Raw genomic sequence first — 20,578 nt, 5'->3', positions numbered from 1 at the left:
TTTGCGGTACCGCCCAGCTTTCAAGTCGCTATCCGGTCATGTGCCGGGTAAGTCCGTTTCTGGCTTCTCTACGATCCGCTTGCATCTACAATGCTTGAAGGAGACGATCGTTCCGGTGACGCGCTCACGCGGCACCGATCTTTTGGGTTCTTAGTCCATTCCTCAGCGCTTGTAGGCGCCGAGACCGGGGCGATAGGTCTTGTCGTCGAGGAACTGCTTCAGGCCTTCAGCGCGTCCATTGCTCTTATCGAGGAAGAGCATCTGCTCGAGCTTGGCATAGATGTAATCGTCGGCCTGCTCCCAGGGCATGTTGCGCACGCGCTTGAACGTATCCTTGGCGGCCTTGAGAACAGTGGGGTTCTTTTCGAGCAGGCTGGCGCAGAGGGCGCGGACGCGGGTTTCGAGATCGGCGAGCGGCACGGATTCGTTGACGAGGCCCATCTCGCGCGCCTTCTGGCCGCCGAAGGTCTCGCCCGTCATGATGTAGTAGAGCGAGTCACGGTGGTTCATCACCTCGGCTACGGCGCGCGTGACATTGCCGCCCGGCAGGATGCCCCAGTTGATCTCAGACAGGCCGAAGGTAGCTTCGTCAGCCGCAATCGCGAGGTCGCAAGAGACCAGCGGCGTGAAGGCGCCGCCGAAGCACCAGCCGTTGACCATGGCGATCGTCGGCTTTTCGAAATACATCAGGCGGTTCCACCAACCACCCGACTGGCGGCGGCTCTTCAGAACGGCCGCGCGGCCCTTGCCATCGTTCTCGCGGAAGTATTCCTTCAGGTCCATGCCGGCGGACCAGGACTGGCCAGCGCCGCGCAGGACGAGCACGCCGCAGCGGTCGTCGGCTTCCAGTTCGTCCAGCACTTCGAGCATGCGGACATTCAGCTTCGGGTTCATCGCATTGCGCTTTTCCGGGCGGTTCAGCGTCACGAAGGCGATGCCGTTGTCGAATTCGACCAGAACCGGATCTGGCGTGGTGTTCGTATCAGTCATGTTTGGCTCCTTGAGGCATTTCGTTGGGCGCTGTGGCCTGTTCAATGGTGTTCAGCTGTTGGCATGGGTCTCGCGCAGGATATGCTTTTGCGCCTTGCCCGATGCCGTTCGCGGGATCTGGTCGAGGAAGACAATGCGGGCCGGGCGCTTGTAGGACGCCAGGCGCTCGGCACAGTGTGAGAGGATCTCATCTGCCGACGGGCTCTCGCCATGGGCCACGATGAAGGCCACGCCGCACTCGCCCCATTTGGGATCCGGCAGCCCGAGCACGGCCACGTCCCTGACCTTGGGATGGGCGCCGATGACGGCTTCGATCTCGGCCGGGAAGACGTTTTCTCCACCGGAGATATACATGTCCTTCAGGCGGTCCGGGACATGGATCACGCCGCCTTCGGCGCGGCGCCCGAGATCGCCGGTGCGATACCAGTCCCCGACGAAGGCGCGGGCCGTCTCGCCTGGCTTGTTCCAGTATCCGGGGGTGACCGAGGGGCCCTTCAGCCAGATTTCGCCGACGTCACCGTCAGCGACATCCTGGCCATCGTCGCCAACGAGGCGGACGGCGAGGAGCGGTGCCGGGAAACCGACGCTGCCGGGGTGGCGTGCGACTGCATCGCGGTCCAGCGGCATATGGATCGTCGTGCCTGCTTCGCTCATGCCGTAGCCGTTGACGAGCGGGATGCCGTCTTCGAGGAAGGTCTCGATCAGTGCCGGAGAGAGCGGTGCTCCGCCGATGAAAATCGCCTGCAGGGCTTTCAGCGCCGTCGGATCCCAGGCCGGCGCATTGCGCAGTGCTGCTGCCATCTGCGGAACGGCAAAGTAATGGGTGACGCCGAGGGCTGGATCACCGAGGACCGAGAGCGTCCGCTCGGGCAGGAAGCGATCCGAAATCACGAGGCGACCGCCCATCATCAAGGTCGTGCGCCCGATCGCGACGAGGCCGATCGTGTGGAAGAAGGGAAGATCGCAAAGTGCCACGGAGCGGCTTGTGACCTCCCCCACCAGCGCAAAATTCACAGCCGAGGCAAAGGCATTGCGACGGGTTATGATGACGCCCTTGGGGCTGCCGGTGGTCCCTGACGTGTAAAGCATGATGCAGGGTGCATCCGCTTCGGTGGGCTTAGGCTCAGCCCGCTCGGTGCCGGCCAGCCTTCCGACCCACCCGCCTTGTCCTTCGAGGGCAATGGTGCGCGGCAGCTGCTGCTCGACATCTTTGAGAACCGCGGAGAATTCGACGTCGTGCAAAAGCAGAACAGGCTCGCAATCAGCGATGATCTGTCCGAGCTCGGATGCTCCGAGACGCCAGTTCAGGGGGACAAAAACGTGGCCCGCGCGCTGGCAGGCGAGGCACACGGTGATCTGTTCGATCGAATTGCGCCCGAGAAAGGCAATGCGCTGCGATGCCGGCAGACCGCTCGTGAACTGGGCGATCAGCGCGGCTCCGCGGCCGACCGCCTCGTCCAGTGCTGCATAGGTCTCGGAGCGGCCCGTTGCGACTTCGTAGACCGCCTGCCGCTCGGGGCTGACCATGGCGCGATAGATCAACGGGTCATCCGTCTCCAGTCCGACGGATCCCACTTCCATCGCCATCGCTTGGAATTCAGGCTGCATATTCATCCTCCCATCGCCACCCTGAAGGGCCTCCTTGGCGAATTGTATGTTGAACATACTAATTACGCACTCCGCATTTGACAAGTGGGAATTTGACTGTTGCAGTCGAAAGTGATCATGAATGATTTGCAAGTTCCATGCCGCATGATTGGAAGAGGAGCCATGACTCGACACAATGACCTGAAGCCGGCCAATGACGACGACGTGTTCGAAGTCGGCGCTCCCTTGCGCACAGGCCGTCTCGACGAAATTCTCGGCTTCCACCTGCGCATGGCCAATGTCGCCATCTATCAGGACTATACGGCGGCGATGGGGGACATCGGTCTCACCCAGAAGCAGTTCGCCGTACTTGAGCTGATCGCGGCCAATCCGAAAGTCAGCCAGATCGATATCGCCAATCAGCTGAGTATGGACCGTGCCACGATGATGGCGCTGGTGAACCGGCTGGAGGGGCGAAACCTTCTGGAGCGCCAGCCCTCGCCGGTCGATCGGCGGCGTCAGGAATTGCTTCTGACGGGCGATGGGATCGAGATCCTGAAACAGGCCCGCAACATTCAGGAACAGCACGAACTGCGCTTCACATCGCGGTTTTCGGCCGAAGAGCTGGAGCAATTCATCGACGGGCTCAAGCGTATCTACGCAGATATCATGCCCCGGTCGAACCAGACCGACTGATCTGGTCTGTCACCATCCCCAAACAAAACGGCCGCCCAGAGGGCGGCCGTTTCTGTTTTCAGGATCAGAAGGGGTAGTGCTGGTTCGGATCTTCGATGGTGATCCAGCGCAGCTCGGTGAACTCGGCAATCGCTGCCTTGCCACCGAAGCGGCCGTAACCGCTGCCCTTGACCCCGCCGAACGGCATCTGCGGCTCGTCGAAGACGGTCGGGCCATTGATGTGGCAAATGCCAGACTCGATGCGAGCGGCGACAGCCAGCGCGCGACGGATGTCACGGCTGAAGACGGCACCGGACAGGCCATATTCCGTGTCGTTGGCGACGCGGATCGCCTCTTCCTCGCCGCTGACCCGGATGATCGGCTTGACCGGGCCGAAGCTTTCTTCCTGATACATCCGCATGTCGGACGTGACGTTGTCGAGCAGGGTTGCTTCGACAACGCTGCCTTCGCGCTTACCACCGGCAACAAGCTTTGCACCCTTGGAGACGGCGTCTGCTATCAGCTCGTCCATCTTCTTCGCGGATTCAAGGCTGATGAGCGAGCCGAGCACGACATGACCATTCGGATCACCGGCTGGCAGCTTGGAGGCCTTGGCTGCGAGCTTGGCGACGAACTCGTCGGCGATCTTTTCGTCGACGATGATGCGCTCGGTCGACATGCAGATCTGGCCCATATTGGCAAAGGCGCCGAAGGCTGCAGCGTTCACCGCCGCATCGATGTCGGCATCGTCAAGGATGACGAGCGGTGCCTTGCCGCCGAGTTCCAGAAGAGCTGGCTTCAGGTTGCGGCCGCAAAGCTCGCCGATGATCTTGCCGACCTTGGTGGAGCCGGTGAAGTTGACGCGCTTGACCGCCGGGTTGGTGATCAGGGCTTCAACGATCTTGCCCGCATCTTCCGGCGCATTGGTGATGACGCTGATTGCACCCGTCGGCAGACCGGCTTCAACGAGGCACTGGGCAATCAGGCGATGGGTGCCGGGGCACTGCTCGGATGCCTTGAGGATGACAGTGTTGCCGCAGGCGAGCGGCATGGCGACGGCGCGGGTGCCGAGAATGATCGGTGCGTTCCACGGCGCGATGCCGAGGCAAACGCCGACGGCCTGACGCATGCCCATGGACAGGGAGCCTGGCTTGTTGGACGGGATGACCTCGCCGGAGATCTGCGTCGTCATCGAGGCAGCCTCGCGCAGCATGCTGGCGGCAACCATGACGTTGAAGGCGCCCCAATGGCCGGTCGCGCCGGTTTCCGCGATCACCAGCGCGGAAAACTCCGCTGTTTTCGATTCCATCACATCCGCTGCCTTGAGCAGGATCTTGCGACGCTCGCCGGGGCCGGTCTTCGACCATGCCGGGAAGGCAGCAGCCGCAGCGTCGGCCGCAGCGGCGGCGTCTTCCAGGCTTGCGGCCGAAGCGGTCGTGGCCACTTCCTGCGTAAAGGGATTGATGCGGGTAAAGGTCTTTCCGCCTGAAGCCTGCTTCTCGGCTCCGTTGATCAGCAGCGATATATGCATATTCATGGGTATACCTCCTCCATTGTTGTAACGTTCAGAACCCACGCCACCAGCCGGTGACGTTGCCAGATCACCACTCTCGATTGATCATCGAGCCCCCGGGCAAATGGCAAATTCAGGCACCGGGCGTCTCCGCCACCCGGCTATTTTGTAAGTCTAACAAACAATTTAATTTTGACAAGTGGCGCTGGACCGGTGATTAGTAGGGAAGCCCGACGTAATTTTCCGCCATGGCCGTGGACGCGGCTTTCGAATGGGTCAGGTAGTCGAGTTCCGCCTCCTGGATCTTCTGACCGAAGTCTCCCGTATCAGGGAAACGGTGCAGCAATGTGGTCATCGACCAGGAGAACCGGACGGCCTTCCACACACGTTTGAGTGCGCGAACCGAATAGGCATCGATGCCGGCGTCGGACTTTTCTTGATAGTGCTCCAGCAGGCCACTGATGAGATAGTGCACATCCGAAGCCGCGAGATTGAGGCCCTTGGCGCCCGTGGGCGGCACGATGTGGGCGGCATCGCCGACCAGGAAGAGCCGACCGAAACGCATGGGTTCGGCCACGAAGGAGCGCAGAGGCGCGATCGATTTTTCGAAGCTCGGACCGGTGACCATGGCTTCGGCATGGTGGGCCGGGAGACGGCGACGGATCTCATCCCAGAACCGATCGTCGGACCACATGTCGACCGTGTCTTCGAGCGAGCATTGGACGTAGTAGCGGCTGCGGGTTTCCGACCGCATCGAGCACAGCGCAAAGCCACGCGGATGGTTGGCGTAGATCAGTTCGTGATTGACCGGCGGCACGTCGGCGAGAATGCCGAGCCAGCCGAAGGGGTAGATTTTCTCGAAGGTCTTGATGGCACCTTCCGGCACCGCCTTGCGGCTTGCACCATGAAAGCCGTCACAGCCCGCGATGAAGTCGCAATCGATCCTCTGGGAGATGCCGTCTTTCTCGAAGGTTACATAGGGATGATCCCCATCGAAACCGGAGGGGGAGACATTGACGGCGTCATAGATCGTCACCCCGCCATCGCGCTCGCGACGGTCGATCAGATCGCGGGTCAGCTCCGTCTGGCCGTAGACCATGACACGCTTGCCGCCGGTCAGATCAAAGAGGTCGATGCGGTGATCGCGGTTGTCAAAGGTCAGCGAATAGCCGTCATGCGGCAGGCCTTCCCGGTGAAGGCGTTCGCCGACGCCTGCACGATCCACGAGGCCAACGGTGCCTTCCTCCAGCACGCCGGCACGGACACGAGCCAGAATGTGATCCTTGCCGACGCGATCGATGATGACATTGTCGATGCCGGCATTGGTCAGGAGTTGTCCGAGCAGCAGGCCTGACGGGCCCGATCCGATGATGGCAACTTTGGTCCGCATGACTTTCCTCCCATGGCGCACGCAACTTGTCTTTCGCCAAGTTTTCGGCCGAAGAGCGAACCGCCACAATGGACGCATCGCGTCTTTTGTTGCACAAATCGAACATGACCAAACGCAAGTCTCCGGCGAAAGCGCCAATCCCGACCTATGAGCTCTACGGCGAAGACGATCCTGCGGGATCGCGCTTCTGGGTGCATTGCGAAACGATTCCGGCCCGCAGCGCCCTGCATCACTGGGAAATCGGCCTTCACAGGCACGAGTGCTACTTCCAGATCCTGCTGGTGACTGGCGGGTCGGGAGACGCGGTCTTCGACGGCGAAGTTGCCCGTTTCGAACCCGTTTCCGTCGTTACCGTGCCGCCGGCGGTCGGTCATGGGTTTCGCTTCTCCCCCGATATCGACGGCTATGTGTTCACCTTCCTGGCAAGCCGCCTGCCGGTCCGTCCGGGAGAACCGAATGCGCTCGGGCGGTTTCTCTCGACGCCGCTGATCACGCGGCTTGCGCCTCAGGAACCGGACGGCGACCTCGTTCTTGCTCACCTGATACGGGTCGTGGCCGAGTGGCAGGGTCGCCTGACGGGACGAACGGTCCTGATGGAGACGGGGCTTGCTGCAGCGCTTGCCCTCACGGCTCGGCTTGCAGCCCAGGACCGGATGGAGACCGAGGGGGCGGATGACAACGACCGGCGTCTCGAGGCTTTTTCTTCGCTTCTGCACCGAGAGGTGCGCAACCATCGTCCGGCGTCGTTTTATGCAGATGCGCTCGGGATCACCCCCACGCATCTCAACCGCGTTCTGAAGGCGAAGACGGGCTTTGGGACGCAGGAGCTCGTGGCGCAGCGCCTGATCGAGGAAACGCAGCGCGAGCTCCTTTTCACACCCGGGAGCATCAAGGAAGTCGCGTTCCGCCTCGGGTTTTCGGATCCAGCCTATTTCTCCCGCTTCTTCAGCCGTCAGACCGGCCTGACGCCCGGGGCATGGCGTGAGCAGGAACAGGTGAGGCTCGGTTCCCGCGAGGAGAATGCGGACGGCATCAGCGCGCGCTGAACAGGTCGATCAGTACCTGTCGCATGGCATTCATCGGCCATTCGCGCGTTTGTGCCGCAGGCAACATTCCGGGGTGGAAGCCCTCGCTCTCGAAGCGGGCGATCAGCTCCCGGTCGGCGGAGACGACATGGATCGGGACAGCGCGCGACGCATTCGGTCCCGTGATGATGGCGGCGGGCTGGTGATCGCCGAGGATGACGAAGACGGCATCCTTGCCGAAACGCGCCATGTAACTGCCCAGCGTTTCGAGCGAATAGTCGATTGTCTGGATGTACTGGCGGCGCACACGCTCCGGATCTGCCCAGACCACGGAGGGCGGATCGCCGCTTTCTGCCTGGGCGTTGAAGACCGAACCGTCACCGACCGTTTCCCAGTCGATGAGGCGAGGTACGGGCGTCCAGGGCGCGTGGCTCGATATCAGTGCGATCTCGGCCATGACCTTTTCTCCCGCCGCGCGGGCAGGCGCACGACCGAGGCGTTCGAAGGCGGAGAGCGTATACTGGTCCGGCATCGTCACCCAGTTGAAGGGCTTGCCCCGATAATCCAGGTCAGCGGCTGCCAGAACCTGTCGGTAGCCGTAATAACCCGCTTCGGGCCAGTCCATCGTGATCGCCGGCATGGCGGCAACAGGTTTCCAGCCAGCTTGGCCGAAGAGCTGGTTGAGGCTCGGCTGGCGGCTGATCATCAGGCGGTCGTAACGCGCCTGGCTGTCGACCCAAAGACCTGAGAGCAGCGTGCCATGGGCAAGCCAGCTCAGGCCGCCCACCGTGGGCGATGTGACCCAGGCACTTGCCGAGGCAAGACCCGCCGCGCGGATCTCCGCGTCCACCTGTTCCAGGCGCGGCCGCATGATATCGGCGTAACGTGGATCCTCGACAGCCGAACGACCGTAGGATTCGACGAAGATCAGGATGAAGTCCTTGTTCGCCAGACCTTCGAACAGACCCTCGCCGCGGCTTGGTCCCTCCCCCTTCGAAAGCGCCGCCTCGAACACATGCATGTCCTGCACGGAGCGGACGACAAGGGCGAGCCGATTTGTGAGATAGGACGGCATGCGGGCCTCGACCCGCGGCATGCCAAGCAAGGTCGCGGCTCCGCCCAGGACCAGAACAGCTCCGAGACCGAGGATCAACCAGGATCGACCGGGACGCGGGATATCTGCCAGCCAGCGGGCCGCGACGAGGAAGAGGACCAGCAGCAGCACCAGGCCGAGAAGTGCTGCTGCCACGCCTGCGAAAGCCGCCAGTGTTCCGAGCGTACCGGACATCAGGTTCCAGCCGTCCGCCAGCATCTTCACGTCGAGATAGGGATTAAAGGGCCGCTGGAAGGCGGCCTGGGTGCCGATGTCGGCGAGCTTCAGGAAAAGGATGAGGAGGAGCAGAATTCCGCAAAGCAGCGCTGTCGGCCGGCGCCAGGTTCTGGGCACAAGGAGCAGCAGGAGCATGACGAGAGGCCATTCGAGCGGCAGCCGGGCGAAGGCCTGCACACCGATCGCATCGGGATGATCCGGCAGGGTAAAGGCAAGCCAGGCAATGGCCGTCACGATGAGGGCGCCGGCAAAGATCCGGATGGTGCTGACAGGCCGCGTCATCGACAAACACTCCGTCCGCGGAACTTACGGTCGTCGCACAGGGACGTTTCTGCCGTCATCGAAGTCTGCCGCCTTACCTTTTGCGTATAGTTGTGTGACTGCTCATTGACGATCCACGGAAATTTGCCTGTTTGTCCATCCTTCGCATCCTCACGCCGCTCGCTCTGATCGCTCTTCTGGCCTTTCTGTTGTCCAGGATCGACCTCGACGCGCTGCAATCGGCGTTTTCGCAGGTCTCGGCTGTGCATGTGATCGCCGGCCTTGCCCTGGTGCAAGTGCAGATCGTCGTTTCGGCGCTCCGTTGGCGGTTTACCGCTGCCCGCCTCGGCGGGAGCTTCCCCATTTCGCTGGCCATCCGTGAATACTACGTGGCGAGCTTCCTGAACCAGAGCTTGCCCGGCGGCGTGGCGGGTGACGCCATCCGCGCGTTTCGCATGCGCAGTGCCGGCCCCGGCGGATGGAAGGCGCCGGCCAAGGCCGTGCTCTTCGAACGGCTTTCCGGGCAGATGGCCTTTTTCCTGCTGGCTCTTGTCGGCCTGTTCGTCTGGCCCCTCGTTCTCGGTGGGGAGACTGAAGGACGCCAGGCTTTTCACCTGGTGCTTGGCTTCTTCCTCATCGCGGCAGTGATCGCAGTTTGTATCTTCGTCGCCAGACGCCGCCTGACATGGGTGACCCGGATCATGGGGGATGTCACCGATGTTTTCCTTCGCGACCGAGCCCTTCTGGTCCAATCGGGCACAAGCCTGCTGATTGTCTCGACCTATGTCGCGACCTTCTTCATCGCGAGCGATGCTGTGGGTGCGCCGCTCCCCTGGGAGGCAGCACTGACCATCGTGCCACTCTGCCTGATCGCCATGCTGATCCCGGCTGGCTTCGGTGGCTGGGGTACGCGCGAGGCGGCGGCGATGGCGCTGTGGCCGATCATGGGTGCCTCTGCGGCCGAGGGGCTGGCAGCCAGCATCATCTATGGTGGGCTTTCCCTCGCCGGGGCGCTGCCTGGCCTTGCGCTTCTCTCGCTTGAGGCGATCAAAGCTCGGCCGCGGCGCGCCTGACGCGCCCATCATGGGGCCTCTATGCGGGCGTAGACATCGCCGGACGGCGCATCAGGCGGCATCTGCGAGAGTTCGACGAGAATTTCATCCGCCGTTTTCCAGCGATCCCAGACGAAGCGATGTTGCTCGCCGACGACGCGATTGAAGCGATAGCCGCCGAGACCCATCAGCCGATCAATGGCATTCGAGGCCACCGACGGCATGGCGGGGATGTATTCGAAGGCGATCAAGGGGATCGGCTTGGACAGGCCATGAAGGATCTCCGCCTCCGCGCCCTCGACATCGATCTTGCAGAAGGTCGGCAGGCCGTATTTCGAGATCAGGTGGTCGAGTGTCACCATGGGAACCGTGACCTTGCGGTCCCAGACAACCTGGGCAAAGCCCTTGCTCTGCTTCACCGTTTCCACAAAGCTGCTGGAGATGCTGGTGACCGTCGGGTGACGGCTGGAAATCAAGAGATCGATTTCGCCAGCCTTGCGCCCGACGGCCACCCGTTCGAAGCCCGTCAGCGCGCCTGAAAACCGGCTCTCGATGAAATCCGCGAAGGCCGGCTGCGGCTCTACCGCGACCACACGCGCACCGAGATCCAGCAAGGTACGGCTGCGGCTTCCGACATGGGCTCCGATGTCGAAGACCAGGTCGCCGGGCTTGACGACAGAGGCATAAAAACGCCGCAAGGCGGAGCGCCGCCAGGGCTGGCCGTAATAGACGACCAGAGAGCGGGCGAGACCGAAGGAGGTGGAGAGGCGCTGGACGACACCACTCATGGAGCGACCGGCCTTCGCAACAGGTAGAGGACATCCACCGAGAAGGAATAGACCAAGGCCACCAAGGCAAAAGCGGCGGCTGCGGTCGAGTATGGCGGGGTGACGAAGGGGATCAGGATCAGGCAAAGCACCGAGATCTGGATCACACAAACCAGCTTTCGGCGGAAAGATGGGAACAGCTCACCGTTCAATCGCGGCAACATGATCCCGGCTGCGACGAAGCCGTAGCGCATCAGGCCGATCAAAAGCACCCAGAGCCCCGCCTTTTCCAAGAGCGCTGCCGCAACCGACAGGACCAGGATCAGGAGCGCATCGATTTCCATGTCGAAGCGGGCACCGAGTGCGGATTCGTGGCCGTAGCTGCGGGCGAGATAACCATCGACACCGTCCAGGGCGAGCGAGATCAGCACCACGCCGACAAGCGTCCAGAGGGCGACATCGGCCCCTGCCAGGCTCTCAAAAAACAGAATGGTCGCGCCTGTCAGGCTGACGAGGCACGCCCGAAACGCCGTAACCAGATTCGCTGGACCAAAGCGGCGGTGCGGATGATCGGGCAGCGCATAGACGACAAGCGCAAAGATCAATGCCAGCGAAAGGATCACGGAGGCGACGAAGTCCCAGCCGAGCGGCAAGCGGAACGACACGGCCACCGCCACGACCGAAGTGCCTACGAGCAGGCCGGAGAGGCCGCCAAGGGTATCCCTCAGCAGCCCGCGACGCTGCCGCATCATCGACGCCCAGTCCACTGGCGCATGCGTCCAGGGGCGACCAAATCCATCGCCAAGCCGTTCAGGCTCGCTTGCCATCCTGTAATCCTCCCTGCCCGCTCGAAGCTTACTCTGCAGCGACCAGTGTTTCCAGATCCAGCATATGGCCGGCGCGGAGTGTCTTCGTGCGCAGGTAGTTTTCGTTCTCCGCGGTGACGCGTCCGGTCACGGGTGAGCGCGCCTCTACCTCGATGCCGCCCAGTTCAAGGCCGGCGATCTTGGTCGGATTGTTGGTGTAGACGGCGACCCGGGCGATCCCAAGATGACGAAGCATGGCGACTGCCGCCTCATAACGGCGGTGATCCTCGGCCAGACCGAGTTCGGCATCAGCGTCGATCGTGTCGAGACCGAGATGCTGGTAGCCGTAGGCGCGCATCTTGGCGCCGATGCCGGTGCCGCGACCTTCCTGGTCGAGATAGAGCAAAACGCCACCGCCGGCCTGCTTCAGCAGGGTGAGACCATTGCGCAGCTGGTCGCCGCAGTCGCACTTCAGCGAGCCGCAGAGATCGCCCGTGATGCAGGAGGAGTGGATGCGGATCGGCACGGTCTTCGACACGTCCGGCTTGCCGACGATGATTGCCACCTGATCCTTCTGGGCCAGACCGCCGCGGAAGACGACGAAGTCAGAATCGCCGAGATCCTTGAGCGGCACGCGGGTGCGAACGATCTTCTCGAAGCGCTGGCGGGCGACATCGGCGCCCTTCAGGCGGCTCGATGCAATCTCGCAGCACGCAGCAAAGCGATCGCCGATCGCCGTGACGTCAGCCAGAACCATGGCGGGAAGCAGCAGGGCCAGACGCGCCAGTTCGGTCGACTGCGTTGCCAGGGTATCGGCGGGCTGCCAAACTGCCGGACGCTCAGCGCCGAGTGCGTAAGCCATACGCGACGCATCATCGAAGGACAGACCTGCGAGCGGTGTCACCACGTCACGGTTGCCGGAGATACCGAGGCGCGTGGCGCGCGGTGCAGTCAGCAACAGGCTATGGCGGTTTTCGGTGACTTCCGCGAACTGGTCGAAGAGGGAGGGCGCTACGCAATCCAGCGCCACGACCGCTAGCTTTCTCTCCCCCTCGGTGACAACGACGGGCCGCCCGTAGCGCAACTCGGCTACGGCGCGTTCAACTTCGATCTCGGCGGTCGGAAAATGAAAGGCGGGCTGGCTTGAAATGGACATGAGGCATACTCTCCCTATCAGTGGCAACCATTACGCCGGAGTTCCGGCGACGGTTTGCGCTACCGTCGTAAATTTATTTTGATGACGGCTATGGAACAAAATGCCCGCTGTCGCGATACGTTCCAGTCGGATGAGTAAATAGGGCGTGGGGGTCGCAGTTTGAAGTTCGAGATCAATGAACAAACCGTATCCGACGGTGAAACCGTGTCTGCGCTCTGGTTTGAAGCCAAGGAAATCTGCCAGCTGCGCCAAGAGCGCCTGCCAGCACGCTCTCCAAACGACGTTCTCGTGCGAACGCTTTATAGCGGGATCAGCCGTGGGACCGAGTCCCTGATCTTTCGAGGCGAGGTGCCGGAGAGCGAATTCGAGCGGATGCGCGGACCGCACATGGAAGGCACCTTCCCCTTCCCGATCAAATATGGCTATGCGGCCGTGGGGCAGATTGAGGCCGGGCCGGAAGAACTGGTCGGCAAGAAGGTCTTTGCGCTTCACCCCCATCAGGACCGCTTCATCCTTCCCGTCGACCAGGTGACGCCACTGCCGGACATGCTGCCGCCGCGTCGTGCCGTGCTCGCCGCCAATATGGAGACGGCGCTCAATATCGTCTGGGATGCCGGCATCCAGCCGGGAGATCGCGTGGCCGTCTTTGGGGCCGGCGTGGTTGGCTCGCTGGTTGCCTACCTCTCGTCCCGTATCGTGGGCACCGAGACTGTGCTGGTCGACCTGGATACGAAAAGGCAGGGTCTGGCGGCGGATCTCGGCCTGACATTTTCCGAAGCCGACCGTCTCGACGGCGAATTCGACGTACTGGTGAATGCCACGGCGTCTGCGGGTGCTTTGCAGAATGCCATCGCACACGCCGGTGTCGAAGCGAAAATCGTCGAGGCCAGCTGGTATGGCGATCGGCCGGTGACGATATCGCTCGGCGGCTCGTTCCATTCCAAGCGGCTTTCGCTCGTCAGCTCGCAGGTGGGATCCATTCCGCCCTCCCGACGGGCGCGTTGGAGCTATGCCCGCCGGATGGCCAAGGCGCTCGATCTGCTGCTCGACGTCAAACTCGACCGTCTCATTTCCGGAGAGACCACATTTTCTGAACTGCCCGCCGCTTACGCACGTATCTTGTCCACACAGGACACCTTGTGCCATCGCATCCGCTACTGACGAAAGAGAGCTCATGTTCGCCGTTGAAGTTCGAGACCACATCATGATCGCCCACAGCCTGCCGCGCCCGGTCTTCGGTCCGGCCCAGGGAATGCACGGAGCGACCTTCGTCGTGGATGCCGCGTTCTTCACCCGGGATGTGGACGAGGATGGGTTGGCAGTCGATATCGGTGCTGCGACGACGGTGCTGTCCGAGGTGTTGAAGCCGCTCAACTACCAGAACCTCGACGAAGTCGAGGTGTTCAAAGGTAAGGTGAGCACGACGGAAGTCATCGCCAAGCACATCTTCGACCAGTTGGCGCAGGCAGTTTCCGACAAGCGTCTCGGCCCTGGAAGCCACCGCATTTGCCGGCTGAAAGTGACCCTGCACGAATCCCACGCCGCCCGCGGCTGGTACGAGGCCGATCTTTGAGCCGTTCGCTGGTCTTTGCCTATCCGGGTGATCTTTCGCTGAAGACCGGTGGCTATGGCTATGATCGTCAGGTGATCGATGGGCTTCAGGCTCTTGGCTGGCAGGTGAAACTCCTGCCGCTTGGGGACGGCTTCCCGGTGCCGACGGAGGACACGCTCCGCAGCGCGGGTGAGGCTTTGTCCTCCCTGCCGGACGGGGCGCTCGTTGTCATCGACGGCTTGGCCTTCGGGGTGCTCGATGCATGGGCTCAGGTCGAGGCTGACAGGCTGCGGATCGTTGCGCTCGTGCATCATCCGCTGGCGCTGGAGACCGGCCTGTCGGACGACGAACAGCGCCATTTTCACGAACGCGAGCGGGCGGCTCTTGCCACTGTCCGTCACGTGGTCGTCACCTCACCGATGACGGCGCGCGAACTTGCGGCAAATTATGATGTCCAAGCTTCCGATATCACAGTCGCGCTTCCCGGCACGGAGAAGGCCGCAACGGCGCAAGCCTCCAGCTCGATGCCGCACATCCTGTCGGTTGGAACGCTGTCACGCCGCAAGGGCCATGACGTGCTTCTGGCTGCGCTGAAGTCGGTGGAGGATCTCCCCTGGCAGGCGACGATCGTCGGCAGCAAGACGCTGGATCCGGCAACGAGCGCGGCTCTGGCTCATCAAGTAGAGACGCTTGAGCTTGGCGAGCGGGTGACGCTCGCAGGCGAAGTCGCGGATCCGCGAACCTATTTCGCCACGGCGGATATCTTTGCGCTCGCCAGCCGCTACGAAGGCTATGGCATGGTGTTCGCCGAGGCGCTCTCGCATGGGCTTCCGATCGTGGCCTGCCATGCCGGCGCCGTGCCTGAGGTCGTGCCAGAGGATGCCGGCATCCTCGTTCCTGTCGATGATGTCACGGCATTTGCGTCAGCCCTCCGCCGATTGCTCAGCGATCCGAGGGAACGGCAGGCACGGGCTGCCGCGTCTCTGCAAGCGGGCGCGCTTCTGCCGGACTGGGCGCAGACGGCCAAGATCATTTCCAACACATTGGACAGAATAGCATGAGCGGTTTCGACAAGGACTGGCTGGCATTACGCGAACCCGTCGACCTGAGGGCGCGCGACGCATCGATGGTCGAGAGGTTTTCGCGCCATCTGGAGGAGGTGCAAGCATCCGTGATCATCGATATCGGCTGCGGAACAGGCTCCACCTGGCGCAGCCTCTCCGACCGCGTGCCGCGGACCGCGCAGTGGCAGCTACTCGACTACGATCCCCTGCTTCTAGCGGAAGCGGAGCGTCGTGCCGGCGGCGCCGGCGACGTTGCCTTTCGCCAGTTTGATCTGAACCAGATCGAAGAACTACCGCTTGCGGAGGTGACGATGGTCACGGCGTCCGCTCTGTTCGACCTGTGCTCCGCCGACTTCTGCAATCGTTTTGCCGACACCCTCGCCCGCAGCAAGACCGGGGTCTATGCCGCGTTGAACTATGATGGGGTCATGGAATGGTCGATCCGGCATCCCCTCGACGGGCAGGTGACCATTGACTTCAACCAGCATCAACGTCTGGACAAGGGCTTTGGCCCGGCGCTCGGCCCCGATGCTACAGAGCATCTGAGGCTTGCGTTCGAGAACCTGCGCTACCGCGTTACCGTCGCCACCAGTCCCTGGGTCATGGGGCCTGACGAAGCTGCGCTTCAGCTCGCTTTTCTAGAGGGGCTGGAGAAGCCATTGCTGGAAATCGGCAGCCTGACGACGGACGAGATCAAGGCCTGGTTGCAGTTCAGGCGGGAGAAGGTGCGAGAACCCGGCAGTTCATGCGTGGTCGGCCACACGGATATCCTCGCCCTGCCGAGAAACTGAACGTGACGGGCCCTTGAGGTCACAGTCGAAGAGAATGTCGCTGCCGAGGCCATAAACCTTGGCGGCGGGCCGATGAGCGCTGGAGAGCCGCTCAATCGGTGACAGTGCGATGCCGGCAGGGCCAGAACCGATGATCAAGGGCGCGATCGCCACATGTAGGCGGTCAACAAGCCCGGCTTCAATGAAGCGGGCGATCGTCCGGGCGCCGCCTTCCACGAGGATGCGCCTAAGACCACGGGCAGCGAGTGCGTCGAGAATATCCTGCGGATCAAGTCCGCCCTCGCCCCGCTTCACCCTGATCACGTCGGCGTCGTAGGCTTTGGTCGGCGCATCATCTGACTGGATGAGGATCACGGGCGCACCACCATCGGCGAACAATTGTTCGTCTCCGGTGAGTTCCGCACCACAATCGATGACGACGCGAACGGGATTGGGGCCCTTCACGGCCCGAACGGACAGGCGCGGATCATCGCATTTGACGGTTCCGACACCAACGATGACGGCCTCCACCAAGGCGCGACAGCGATGCAGATGCGCAATTCCTTCAGGTCCCGAGATATCCCGTGCGTCACCGGACGGGGTCGCCACGCGACCATCCAGCGATTGGCCAACCTGGGCGAGGACAAAGCCATCTTCGGCTGCGGCAATGTGCGCATAGAGGGCCATGACAGGGTCGGCATCATCCGATATCGCATGGCCAGCGCTGCCGCGCATCGCAAGCAGGCGTGCCCACAGCTGATCCGTCATGTCGATCTTACGCATCGAGATCCCGTCCTGAATTACAAAATACGATAGAGCGTTCGGTCACGGCGGATCACGTGGTGGAAAATCACCGCCGCAAAATGCAACGCGAAGAGCGCCAAAAGGATCCATGCACTCCATTCGTGGATGGCCGACAAAGTGCCGGCAATATCCGGCGACTTGCCGATCGGGCTCCACACGGTGAATAGGCCAAACCAGTTCAGCGGAAATCCGTGCGCGTTCGTTGCCAGGAAACCCGACACCGGCATGACGATCAGGAAGATGTAGAGAAGACCGTGGACGAGGTGGGCGGCGGCCATCTCCAGCGGCGGCGCCTCGACCAAGGGGGCCCCGCTCGTCAGCCGTGTTCCTATTCGCAGCAGCATGAGCCAGAGCACAAGGAAGCCGAGGCTCTCATGCACCAGATAAAAGTCGAGCTTCACGTCGTCCTTGACGAAGCCGATCATGAGCCCGAGCGGCCATGTTGCCAGCACGAGACCTGCAATCAACCAATGGAGGACGCGCAAGCGCCCTGCATAGCGCTCGCCCTCAGCGGTCAGCTGTACTTCGCTCATTGGGCCATGCTCCACCTTAAACCGTTTAGCGCCGCCAGCCTCCTCGCCAGCACAGCATCGGTTACTCCGGCACAGAGAATGTGTCGGTTCCACGACAATGTAAACGGAAGATGACGGTCGTTAGATCAGGTCACGCTGTGGTGATCACAGTGTTGGCGGTGCTTTCTGGAAGAAGACATAGGAGCCCTTGGCAACTTTGAAGATATCGCAGTTGCGCCGAACCTTGCGCTCGCCTTCCAGACGGAAGACCCCGAGCGATCCAGAGAACCCGTCCGGAGACATGATGCGCTCGGGTGCGAAGGCGACCTCGCCGAAACGCCCGGCAAGACCGATCGCCATTGCCATGGCATCGAAACCATATCCTGCCTGGGCAGAGGCCGGCATGCCATAGCTTGCCATATACCGGCTGCCGATCCGGGCCTGCACATTCTGGTCATAGCGACAGACGATGGCGCCGGTCAGCTTCGGCTCGTTCAGGTCCTGGGGCGTGAGCACGGAACTGGCGACCACGCGACGGCCAGGGCGCGGAGGCTTGGCGGCATCGGCCTTCTTCAAGACTTCGCCGGGCGATTTGACGCCGGGCATCAGCACGACCATGTCAGCCTTGCTCCAGGAAGCCAGCGCCTTTGCCGGAAGAGCGCCGCCGGCAAGCTCGACGATCGGCTCGACCTTGCCGCCGAACGCCTTGACCTGGCGGGCAATCCGCTCGGCTTCCAGCTTCTCGGCCGGCGATGACGCCAGGATCACGGCATGCGTCGCGCCTTCGGCCATGGCGAAGGATGCGCTCTCGATCAGGCTGTCGGACGGGCTGGATACGAATGCGTAGACATCCGGAGGCAGGACAGCGTCATTGGTCTGGAACGCGACCATCGGGACCTGAAGCCCACCTAGGCCGCGCTGGATGGCCTCGAATTCCGCACCGCGCGCGGTGGTGATGATGAGAGCGACCTGCTGGCGTGCGAGCGTCTTGGTGGCAGCCTCGATCGCCTCAGGCTTATCGAGGGTCTCCAGCATTGTCAGCTTGACGACGTCGGGGCCGAGCGTGTTGACGGCCAGTGCCGCGCCATCGCGATACTCGCTGTCGGCCTGGCGGCTGTGCTGATCCTGACGGCGGATGCCGAGGTAGGCAATCTTGACCGGACCGGAACCCAGTGTCTGATTGTAAAGCCCGGTCGTGCTGGCGGCTGTCGAGGCGGCAGCCCCGGCTTCGCCGCTTGCAGGCTTGAAGTCGTCCGTCTGACAGGAAGCGAGACCGGCGAGCGCCAAGGCCAAAGCTCCGGCGCGCAGGAAGCTCCGCGTGGTAATTTCTGATCCGACCATGATTTCAGCTATGTTTCGCTTCCGATCCCGTTGCGGACCGTAAGCACTGACGCGCAGCGGCGCAAGAGTGAAGGCGTTCCATATCTGGGCAGATTGAGATCATGGTAACTTTAGCAGGCCTTCTCACCGGTGAGACGGGAGACGTCAGCGAACCGCGGATTTCCCTTTTATTGCAGGACCTGTGCGCGGCTTGGTTAAAACTGAGTTGCCGCAACCCAATGCATTTTACTATAATATAGTTTTGCATATTTACAGTATATATTCCAAGCATCGGAACCAATAATTCAATCAATACAGCTATTCTACGATCAACAATCGGAGAATAGCGATGTTCAAGAAGAATAAAAACACTGTCGCAGCCTCGGTCTTCGCAGTTGCTTCGCTGCTCTCGACCAGTTCGATCGCCGCGCCCATCCTGCCGGGCACGCTCTCAGCCTACTCCACGGTGGCGCAGACGCTGGTGCTGGGCATGAGCCCATTTGCCGCATCCTTCGGCCAGAACCTTCAAGCGACGATCGCCGAGCGGTGGCAGCAAGCGGCAAAGACGCTTGCGCCAAGCGCACCGATGCAGAATATCGCTCTGCTTCCAACCGAAAAGGCACTGTCGACCGGCGCCGTTGCCTCAACGTCAAAGACCGCTCCATCGAGCCGCAACAAGCCGCAGCCCGACGATGTCTTCGGGTCGGTCGCCATTCCCTTCAAGAAGCTGGGTGCACTGAAGAAGGCAGCGCCGACCTTTGCCGAAATCGCCAAGGGTACGGCCCTGCGCTGCGGTGGCAAAGACTGCTTTGATGCAGAGGCCATCGTGCACCGGACTGCAGCCGGCAGCGGCATGTCGTCCATTCGCGATAAGCTCAATTTCGTCAATCACGAGGTCAACAGCCGCATCACCTATCGGAAGGACACTGACAGCCATGGTCAGCTCGACAAATGGTCGTCGCCTTCCCAAACGCTGGCATCCGGCTTCGGCGACTGCGAGGACTATGCGCTTCTGAAGATGGCCGTGCTCGAAGCCCAGGGTATTTCCCTGCAGGACATGACGGTTGTCATCCTCTACGACAAGAAGCGCCACTTCTACCACGCCGTGCTCTCGGTCGAGGTTCAGGGCGCCCACTACATCCTCGACAACATGCGTGATCAGGTGCTGGTCGACAGCCGCCTGCCTGACTATCAGCCACTGTTCTCGATCTCGAATGGTCGCGGCTTCCTGCATGGGACCCGCACCAAGGGCAAGGCCATGGCGATGAAGAGTTTCGACAGCATTGCTCCCGGCGAGGGCGGCGAACTCTGAGCAAGGCGCAATCGGCGCCTCTACGGTGATCGCTCAGCCGCGCACGACGTAGCCGATCACCATCTGCTTCTGATGCGTTGGGGCCATTGCGAGGTTCATCTGTCCGGCCAGCTGTTTTCCGGCGCAGGTTGCGGTGAAGCCTGTCGTGACCATCTTGCCCTTGGCTGACAGGCTCTGGATCGCGTCATCGACCTGCGTATCGAGGACGAAGCGGAAACCGGCCGAAAGCTGCGCGATGTTCCCAAGCACCAGCCGCTGCTTCAGCATGGTCATGAATGGCTCATTGAAGAACTGGATCTTCTTGTCGCGCGTGAGCACGATTGCCGGCGTTGGGCAGGCCTGGATCAGGGTGTTCAGGTGATCCAGCGAGTAGACATTTTCCATGAGCGCCAGGCGACGCCACATCCAGCGGAAGGCAACGACCCGCAACATGGATGCGAGATTGCTGTTCTCCCCGACCTGGGCTGCCGCCTGATCCACCACATCGCCCATCGACTGCCTGGAGCCGTTCAGGAGCCAGGAGAGGCCATCCCAATAGATGGTTTCGAGACGGATGCCGCGCCGGGCTCCACCCTTGCCGATGATGGCGCGGAACTTGGGCTCCGCGTCACTTTCCTCGATTTTCTGCAGCGCCGCCGGATTAAGATCGGGCTGCTCTGTCTGAAACAGATGCCGGTCCGGAAGCGACATGT

At 62.0% G+C, this 20,578-nt stretch carries 20 protein-coding genes; 8 read left to right on the top strand and 12 right to left on the bottom strand.

Going from position 1 to position 20,578, the window contains the following annotated elements; genetic code table 11:
• Positions 1–162 precede the first annotated feature (162 nt).
• Together C0V73_RS06005 and C0V73_RS06000 are read right to left on the bottom strand one after the other, a co-directional pair.
• On the bottom strand, positions 163–990 hold the full coding sequence (locus tag C0V73_RS06005; RefSeq protein WP_102019100.1) for a p-hydroxycinnamoyl CoA hydratase/lyase: 828 nt from the start codon (positions 988–990) through the stop codon (positions 163–165).
• Positions 991–1,041: 51 nt separating this feature from the next.
• Complete coding sequence (locus tag C0V73_RS06000; RefSeq protein WP_102019610.1) at positions 1,042–2,598, bottom strand: AMP-binding protein; 1,557 nt, start codon at positions 2,596–2,598, stop codon at positions 1,042–1,044.
• A gap of 162 nt (positions 2,599–2,760) precedes the next feature.
• Here C0V73_RS06000 and C0V73_RS05995 point away from each other — a divergent pair, with 162 nt between their 5' ends.
• On the top strand, positions 2,761–3,273 hold the full coding sequence (locus C0V73_RS05995) for a MarR family transcriptional regulator (RefSeq protein WP_102019099.1): 513 nt from the start codon (positions 2,761–2,763) through the stop codon (positions 3,271–3,273).
• A gap of 64 nt (positions 3,274–3,337) precedes the next feature.
• Here C0V73_RS05995 and C0V73_RS05990 read toward each other — a convergent pair whose 3' ends face one another.
• Together C0V73_RS05990 and pobA are read right to left on the bottom strand one after the other, a co-directional pair.
• Positions 3,338–4,783, bottom strand: a complete 1,446-nt coding sequence (locus C0V73_RS05990) for an aldehyde dehydrogenase (protein ID WP_102019609.1) — start codon at positions 4,781–4,783, stop codon at positions 3,338–3,340.
• Between the two features lie 199 nt (positions 4,784–4,982).
• Entirely contained in the window at positions 4,983–6,155 is a 1,173-nt protein-coding gene (pobA, locus tag C0V73_RS05985; protein ID WP_102019098.1) for a 4-hydroxybenzoate 3-monooxygenase, read from the bottom strand.
• 104 nt (positions 6,156–6,259) lie between these two features.
• Here pobA and C0V73_RS05980 point away from each other — a divergent pair, with 104 nt between their 5' ends.
• Complete coding sequence (locus C0V73_RS05980; protein ID WP_102019608.1) at positions 6,260–7,201, top strand: helix-turn-helix domain-containing protein; 942 nt, start codon at positions 6,260–6,262, stop codon at positions 7,199–7,201.
• On the opposite strand, the gene C0V73_RS05975 is transcribed toward C0V73_RS05980, so the two are convergent.
• Positions 7,188–8,792 (bottom strand): sulfatase, encoded by a 1,605-nt coding sequence (locus C0V73_RS05975; RefSeq protein ID WP_102019097.1) that lies wholly within the window; start codon positions 8,790–8,792, stop codon positions 7,188–7,190. The two genes, C0V73_RS05980 and C0V73_RS05975, sit on opposite strands and share 14 nt — an antisense overlap.
• 131 nt (positions 8,793–8,923) lie before the next feature.
• On the opposite strand from C0V73_RS05975, the gene C0V73_RS05970 reads away from it, so the two are divergent.
• The gene (locus C0V73_RS05970; RefSeq protein WP_102019096.1) at positions 8,924–9,844 is read left to right on the top strand and encodes a lysylphosphatidylglycerol synthase transmembrane domain-containing protein; all 921 of its coding nucleotides are present in this window, start codon (positions 8,924–8,926) and stop codon (positions 9,842–9,844) included.
• Between the two features lie 8 nt (positions 9,845–9,852).
• On the opposite strand, the gene C0V73_RS05965 is transcribed toward C0V73_RS05970, so the two are convergent.
• From C0V73_RS05965 to ribA, 3 genes are read right to left on the bottom strand one after another with little or no spacing between them, the layout of a single operon-like run.
• Positions 9,853–10,611 (bottom strand): FkbM family methyltransferase, encoded by a 759-nt coding sequence (locus C0V73_RS05965; protein WP_102019095.1) that lies wholly within the window; start codon positions 10,609–10,611, stop codon positions 9,853–9,855.
• Complete coding sequence (locus tag C0V73_RS05960; RefSeq protein ID WP_102019094.1) at positions 10,608–11,417, bottom strand: CDP-alcohol phosphatidyltransferase family protein; 810 nt, start codon at positions 11,415–11,417, stop codon at positions 10,608–10,610. Before C0V73_RS05960 ends, C0V73_RS05965 begins: the two co-directional genes overlap by 4 nt.
• A 28-nt stretch (positions 11,418–11,445) precedes the next feature.
• Positions 11,446–12,552 (bottom strand): GTP cyclohydrolase II RibA, encoded by a 1,107-nt coding sequence (gene ribA, locus C0V73_RS05955; RefSeq protein WP_102019093.1) that lies wholly within the window; start codon positions 12,550–12,552, stop codon positions 11,446–11,448.
• Positions 12,553–12,711: 159 nt separating this feature from the next.
• Between ribA and C0V73_RS05950 the strand changes: the two genes are divergently transcribed.
• Genes C0V73_RS05950 through C0V73_RS05935 form a run of 4 tightly spaced genes read left to right on the top strand, consistent with a single transcriptional unit; the run spans position 12,712 to position 15,959 of the window.
• Positions 12,712–13,713 (top strand): zinc-binding alcohol dehydrogenase, encoded by a 1,002-nt coding sequence (locus C0V73_RS05950; RefSeq protein ID WP_102019092.1) that lies wholly within the window; start codon positions 12,712–12,714, stop codon positions 13,711–13,713.
• A gap of 13 nt (positions 13,714–13,726) precedes the next feature.
• Positions 13,727–14,125 carry a 6-carboxytetrahydropterin synthase gene (locus tag C0V73_RS05945; protein WP_102019091.1) on the top strand — a complete coding sequence of 133 codons (399 nt, stop codon included), beginning with the start codon at positions 13,727–13,729 and terminating at the stop codon, positions 14,123–14,125.
• On the top strand, positions 14,122–15,165 hold the full coding sequence (locus C0V73_RS05940) for a glycosyltransferase family 4 protein (RefSeq protein WP_102019090.1): 1,044 nt from the start codon (positions 14,122–14,124) through the stop codon (positions 15,163–15,165). The genes C0V73_RS05945 and C0V73_RS05940 overlap by 4 nt, the downstream gene beginning before the upstream one ends.
• Positions 15,162–15,959, top strand: coding sequence for a class I SAM-dependent methyltransferase (locus C0V73_RS05935; RefSeq protein WP_102019089.1), 798 nt, complete (start codon positions 15,162–15,164; stop codon positions 15,957–15,959). Before C0V73_RS05940 ends, C0V73_RS05935 begins: the two co-directional genes overlap by 4 nt.
• On the opposite strand, the gene C0V73_RS05930 is transcribed toward C0V73_RS05935, so the two are convergent.
• The 3 genes from C0V73_RS05930 to C0V73_RS05920 form a co-directional block, all read right to left on the bottom strand.
• Positions 15,912–16,721: a RibD family protein gene (locus tag C0V73_RS05930; protein ID WP_102019088.1), complete on the bottom strand. Its 810-nt coding sequence runs from the start codon at positions 16,719–16,721 to the stop codon at positions 15,912–15,914. The genes C0V73_RS05935 and C0V73_RS05930 overlap by 48 nt on opposite strands.
• Before the next feature lie 17 nt (positions 16,722–16,738).
• Complete coding sequence (locus C0V73_RS05925) at positions 16,739–17,275, bottom strand: cytochrome b (protein WP_102019087.1); 537 nt, start codon at positions 17,273–17,275, stop codon at positions 16,739–16,741.
• Positions 17,276–17,419: 144 nt separating this feature from the next.
• The gene (locus C0V73_RS05920) at positions 17,420–18,595 is read right to left on the bottom strand and encodes a hypothetical protein (RefSeq protein ID WP_102019086.1); all 1,176 of its coding nucleotides are present in this window, start codon (positions 18,593–18,595) and stop codon (positions 17,420–17,422) included.
• 328 nt (positions 18,596–18,923) lie between these two features.
• Between C0V73_RS05920 and C0V73_RS05915 the strand changes: the two genes are divergently transcribed.
• Entirely contained in the window at positions 18,924–19,886 is a 963-nt protein-coding gene (locus tag C0V73_RS05915) for a transglutaminase-like cysteine peptidase (protein ID WP_102019085.1), read from the top strand.
• A 33-nt stretch (positions 19,887–19,919) separates the two neighbouring features.
• Here C0V73_RS05915 and C0V73_RS05910 read toward each other — a convergent pair whose 3' ends face one another.
• Positions 19,920–20,576: a ribbon-helix-helix domain-containing protein gene (locus C0V73_RS05910; protein ID WP_245407893.1), complete on the bottom strand. Its 657-nt coding sequence runs from the start codon at positions 20,574–20,576 to the stop codon at positions 19,920–19,922.
• Between the last annotated feature and the right edge of the window lie 2 nt (positions 20,577–20,578).

This window comes from Rhizobium sp. TH135, from assembly GCF_002855515.1.
Taxonomy (GTDB): Bacteria; Pseudomonadota; Alphaproteobacteria; order Rhizobiales; family Rhizobiaceae; genus Allorhizobium.
The sequence above is the reverse complement of the archived record's forward strand: the minus strand, read 5'-3'. Positions and strand labels throughout refer to the sequence as shown.